This is a genomic window from Halalkalibacter wakoensis JCM 9140 (assembly GCF_000513095.1).
In the GTDB taxonomy this organism is placed as follows: Bacteria; Bacillota; Bacilli; order Bacillales; family Bacillaceae_D; genus Halalkalibacter; species Halalkalibacter wakoensis.
The window spans coordinates 1-5,412 of record NZ_BAUT01000125.1 but is presented as its reverse complement, the minus strand read 5'-3'; the positions used below and the strand labels follow the sequence as shown (position 1 = coordinate 5,412).

Annotated in this window: 5 protein-coding genes; 4 read left to right on the top strand and 1 reads right to left on the bottom strand. The window is 40.0% G+C overall.

Annotated elements, in window-relative coordinates; all coding sequences use genetic code 11:
* A partial coding sequence (locus tag JCM9140_RS21435; protein WP_034751538.1) for a methyl-accepting chemotaxis protein occupies positions 1-1,234 on the bottom strand: 1,234 nt, incomplete at its 3' end.
* Between the two features lie 465 nt (positions 1,235-1,699).
* Here JCM9140_RS21435 and JCM9140_RS21430 point away from each other — a divergent pair.
* The 4 genes from JCM9140_RS21430 (at position 1,700) to pgaD (ending at position 4,987) form a co-directional block, all read left to right on the top strand.
* The gene (locus JCM9140_RS21430; protein ID WP_034751536.1) at positions 1,700-2,638 is read left to right on the top strand and encodes a C40 family peptidase; all 939 of its coding nucleotides are present in this window, start codon (positions 1,700-1,702) and stop codon (positions 2,636-2,638) included.
* 156 nt (positions 2,639-2,794) lie between these two features.
* On the top strand, positions 2,795-3,001 hold the full coding sequence (locus JCM9140_RS21425; RefSeq protein WP_034751533.1) for a hypothetical protein: 207 nt from the start codon (positions 2,795-2,797) through the stop codon (positions 2,999-3,001).
* Positions 3,002-3,410: 409 nt separating this feature from the next.
* The gene (gene pgaC, locus JCM9140_RS21420) at positions 3,411-4,631 is read left to right on the top strand and encodes a poly-beta-1,6-N-acetyl-D-glucosamine synthase (RefSeq protein WP_034751531.1); all 1,221 of its coding nucleotides are present in this window, start codon (positions 3,411-3,413) and stop codon (positions 4,629-4,631) included.
* Entirely contained in the window at positions 4,628-4,987 is a 360-nt protein-coding gene (pgaD, locus tag JCM9140_RS21415; RefSeq protein WP_034751528.1) for a poly-beta-1,6-N-acetyl-D-glucosamine biosynthesis protein PgaD, read from the top strand. The genes pgaC and pgaD overlap by 4 nt, the downstream gene beginning before the upstream one ends.
* Positions 4,988-5,412: the final 425 nt, after the last annotated feature.

Here is a 5,412-nt window from a genome sequence, read left to right as displayed (position 1 = left end):
CCAACAGGTTTGTTTGTTCAGCGATATCCTTAATAACAGACACTAATTTTGAGATTTCCTGAGACTGCTTGTCCAATCCTTGTACTTTTTGAACCGAATCTTTAACTAGTTGATCAATGGTCGCCATTTGTTGAGTAGACGATTTCATCAAGTCAGTTCCTTTATCTGTTAATTGAAGGGTTTCTTCCGTAAATGTTAAAATGTTTTTCCCTTGTTCACTTGAGTTCTGAACCTTTGTAACAAATGACTCCATTAAGGTTGCGAGGTCACTTGCACTGTTCACTTGTGTTTCAGCTCCTGAAGCTAGCTCTTGCATGGTGACAGCCACTTGTTCAGAGCCTGATTTCACCTCATTGGCCGACTGAGTTAATTCTTCGCTTCGTCCAGAGAGATTTTCTGAGGCAGCGGTGATACTTGTCAACATATCTTGTAACCCTTTTTGCATATCATTCATAGCTGTAGCCATTTTTCCAATTTCATCGTTTGTCTTAATGTGTAACGGAGTATTGCGTAAATCTCCTTGTTTTAATTGCAGCATTCGCTCAGTTACTTGTTGAATAGGCTTCGTGATACGTGTTGCAAATAACCAAATAACAGCAACTCCAAGCAGAAGTGTAACGGAAGTCACGATTATGATCGTTGTTCGTATATCATTTGCAGGGGCATTAAAATCGCTCATATACGCCCCGCTGCTTACAACCCAATCCCAGTGCGGGTCCACTTTGGAATACGTTACTTTTCGTTCAATGATGTTTTCGTTATGAGGAAGAGGCCAGTCATAATAGGTGAAACCGCCACCGAGATTTCCTTGACTAACAAGGTCCTGAGCAAAATAATCACCGTTTGAATCAACCTCATTCCAAATGCTTGTCCCTTCTAAGTTTGGATGTCCAATGAGGGTACCATCTTGTCCAATTATGAATAAATACCCATACTCACCTAGATCAATGTTTTCATTAATCGGTCGCCTGCCTTCATCATTCATTTCTCCTAAAATACTTAGCTTAACTCTTTCCTGTGCGTCCTCAAGCGTTAATGTTCCTTTTTCAACTTCAGACTGAAGAGCATCAATAAGCTCAATGGTCATTTCAACACTATTGGTTAGTTTGATTGCACCTAATTCATCCAAGCTACTCTGGCTTTTCGTATAAGTAAAAAAACCTAAAACCAACATAGGAATGATCAGAAGTAAGGCAGAAACAAGGATTAATTTTGATTTAATAGAGTTTTTCATAGGGGTCACCTTCCTCGTGTTTAGTAAAGTTGTTAGCGCTTTCATTTTTGGTTGTGATTATTTAGATAGTGATTGATTGAAAAGGCTATGGCTAGTATTCCTTCCAATGTCCGTTCCATTGCGCTGCAACCACTCGCTTTCCGCGGGGAGGTGGTGAGCCTCCTCGCTACGCCTGTGGGGTCTCACCCCTACCTCTATTTCCCGCAGGAGTCGAGTGGTTTCCGCTCCATTGCACTAAGAGAAAAAATGTTGATTCAGGAAATCATACAAAAAGACTATGTAATAACTCCCATTATACATTATTTTTCAGAATTCTCAATCTCTTTTTGGGTTAAGAGATTCCCTTTGTAAATAACTTGAATTCCTACCAGTGAAATTTCGTTCAAGCATTCCTAAACTCAAGGTATGATGGTATAGATTGCTAGATTCAACTTAGAAAAATCATACATAGGAGTGTGCGTTTTAGTGAAAAAGTATATCATGGCGGGAGCTCTCTTTGGGTTTCTTGCATTAGGCTTGGGAGATCAAGCATCAGCAAGTGGACATACACATGTCGTTCAATCTGGGGATACGTTATGGAGAATTGCGACATCAAACAATCTAAGCGTTGATCAAGTCATGTCTTTCAATCAATTATCCTCTTCCACGATTCATATTGGGCAAGTTTTATTGCTTCATGCACCAAGTTCTAATACCTCTCAAACTTATACCGTCAAATCCGGTGACAGTCTCTTTGGCATTGCAAGAAATCACCAAACAACGGTTGCAGAGCTCAAGACAGTGAACAACTTAACGTCGGATTTAATTCGAGTAGGACAAGTGCTAACCATTCCAGGTGGAGGAACGGCTCCTTTAGCATCTACATCAACGGCAACGAGCTATACTGTGAAATCAGGGGACTCCCTCTGGAGAATTGCAACCAATCACAATTTAACCGTGCAGCAATTACAATCAATGAACAACTTAACAAGCGATAATATTTTCGTCGGTCAAGTATTAAGGTTAACGGCAAGTGGAACAACACCAGCACCAACTGCCACAACTACGTTTAATGCCGATGCTCTTATTGCAGAAGCGAGAAAATATTTAGGGGTTCCTTATGTGTGGGGCGGAAGTACGCCGGCTGGTTTTGATTGCTCTGGTTTTTTAAACTATGTATATAACAATCTAGGGGTATCGATTCCTAGAACGGTTGCTACGATCTGGAGTGCGACAACACCAGTATCTGCACCGAGAAAAGGGGATATTGTTTTCTTTGAAACAGCAACAGGACCGTCTCATGCGGGCATTTACATGGGTGATAATAAATTCATCCATGCCGGGTCGAGTACAGGAGTAACGATTGCCGATATGAATAATTCTTACTGGAAACCACGTTACTTAGGAGCGAGAGCAGTAAGATAACGTTTACGAGAGAAGGGTCATTTAGATCCTTCTCTTTATAGTATGCGCGATTATTTTTGAAAAAAAGCACTGCGACAAAATTAAAGGAATCATAAATAAAATAACCTAGATCAAGTTACACTTATAATGTTGTTTTTACACCAAAGGAGGGCTTTTATGGCTGGAGCAGAAAAACCAGAAATTGACCTAAAAATTGAGGACCGAATCGAAGTCACCAAAGGTCAATATGAAGGTGAAAAAGCAGATGTTGTCAACATTTATAATAATACCATTGCCGTACAATTTGATGATGTCTTTCAAAAAGAAGGAATCAAATTGCGCACAGTCGTAAAGCACGATAGTTATAAGAAAATTACGAGCTAAAAGGTGTACAGGACAAAGACAGAGGGATGCCCTCTGTCTTCTGTTCACTATGTAAGTTATAGACAGACTAATCCCTGAGTGCGCTACGTTTTGGGGATAAAGTCTTTTTTTATTGTTGCTTTTGTAGGGACTCAGTTAGCAAGGTTCGTTCCATTGCGCTGCAGCCACTCGCACCCGCAAGGAGGCTCACCGGGCTACCCGCGGAAAGCGTAGTGTCATTCCCCTGCGGCAGTTAGGCACTTTTTCAGTGGCTTCCGCTCCATTTCACTAAGTGAAATACTCAAATAAAGTTTTTCATGAAATTACAAATGAAATAAGTCAATCACAAAAATAAATAAATTGAGACAAAGTCTAAACTCCCAAAACAGAAATATAGTATAGCATGCTCGATCAGGAAGGATACGATGCCATGCTAATGACTGTAGGATTTTTTCTGTTTTTGTACCCTTTGTTCATGAGTCTTTTTTGGATTATTGGTGGGACCATGTTTTATTTTCGAAGAGAGGCAGGCGATTCAGCTGCACCAGAATTAAAAGAGACTCCTTTTGTCTCAATTTTGGTCCCATGTTACAACGAAGACGAGCAGATTGAAGAGATGTTAGAGGGATTAATGGTGTTAAACTATCCAGACTACGAAGTCATTGCCATTAATGATGGAAGTACGGATTCAACAAAAGAAATTTTAGTCGATTGTAGCAGGAAGTTTGATCGATTGCGTGTGGTAAACAGCAAGGAAAACAAAGGAAAGGCAAATGCATTGTATCTAGGAGTGCTTGCATCAAATGGCGAAATTGTTCTGACATTAGATTCAGATGCTTGTTTAGATAAAGATGCACTACAATATTTGATTCCACATTTTACAACACCAAATTATAGTGAGCGAGTGGGAGCCGTGACGGGAAATCCTAGAATACGTAATCGAAGTTCTCTTCTTGCCCGAATACAGTTTATTGAATATTGTTCCATTATCGGATTAATTAAACGTTCTCAAAGAATTATAGGAAAAGTGATGACGGTATCAGGCGTAGTCGCTGCATTTCGAAAAAAAGCATTACTTGATATCGGGTTTTGGGATAAGGATATTATTGCTGACGATATTGGTGTAACGTGGAAATTACAAAAGAAATTCTGGGATGTACGTTACGAACCAAGGGCATTATGCTGGATGTTAGTTCCAGAAACGGTGAGGGGATTATGGAAGCAACGGATCCGCTGGGCCCAAGGAGGAGTAGAAGCATTGCTCCGCCACTACAAAATCTTCACTGATTATAAACAGCGCCGACTATTTGCTGTTTACATTGAACAAGTAATTAGCATCATCTGGTCCATCATTTGGATTTTATATCTATGTTTTGTACTCATTTTTGAATTTGATCTTACGTTACTGCTCTATGGAACGTACTTAGCGATTATAGCGTTAGTGCAACTAACGGTTTCCTTGCTTATTGACAAGAAATACGAGAAAACCAATCTGAAATACATTTTATGGGCATCCTGGTATCCATTACTTTATTGGTTTTTGAATGTACTTGTTTTGATTCCTGCCATTCCGCGTGCATGTAAAATTTTATCAAAAAATCGAAGTGAATTTGCAACGTGGGAGAGTCCAGACCGGGGGTTACGGAAATGAAGATTATTGATGGCAATCAAAAACCAATGACAAAGGTTATTGAGTTCAATTTGACCTTGTTCATGTGGTGTTTGTTTTTCTTTCTTCTCTCATTATTAGTGCCGCGGGTTTCGGCTCATTTTTTTGACCTTCCAACAAACCCATTTATCTTGTTCGCCATTCTCGTTACAGCCCTTTCTCTCCTTATCGCAACGTTTTTCATTTTTTACTGGAGTTTCTATAATAAAAAGAAATACGGAAAGCTAACAAGAAGAAAAATGCCTAAAGATGTTACACTAGAAGAAATGGCCGAAAAAGTGAATATGCCAGTTGAAGAGCTAGAAAGATACCGTCGTGAAAAATGGTTAGATGTGTAAGTTATATGTATTATTCCTATGTTCGTTCCATTGCGCTCCAGCCACTCGCTTTCCGCGGGGAGGTGGTGAGCCTCCTCGGCTACGCCTGTGGGGTCTCACCCCTACCTCTATTTCCCGCAGGAGTCGAGTGGCTTCCGCTCCATTTCACTAAGAGAACAAACCTTCTTCAGAGCAGGATTCTTTAAAAAAACAACTTTTTTTAAAGATCTACAGCTGAAAATAACATCTTTTTCTCAAAATACTTATTACTAATATGACTTCTACTGTTAATTTTTTTCAAATGCATGTGAAATAGATACTTTTTAAAGATAGTAAAAGTGACCCTAGCAGGGGAATGACACGTAGACTCCTGCGGGACCAGTGACCCACGTGTGAGACCCCGCAGGCGGCAGTGTACCTGCACCCCTATTGTTGGACACTCCAAA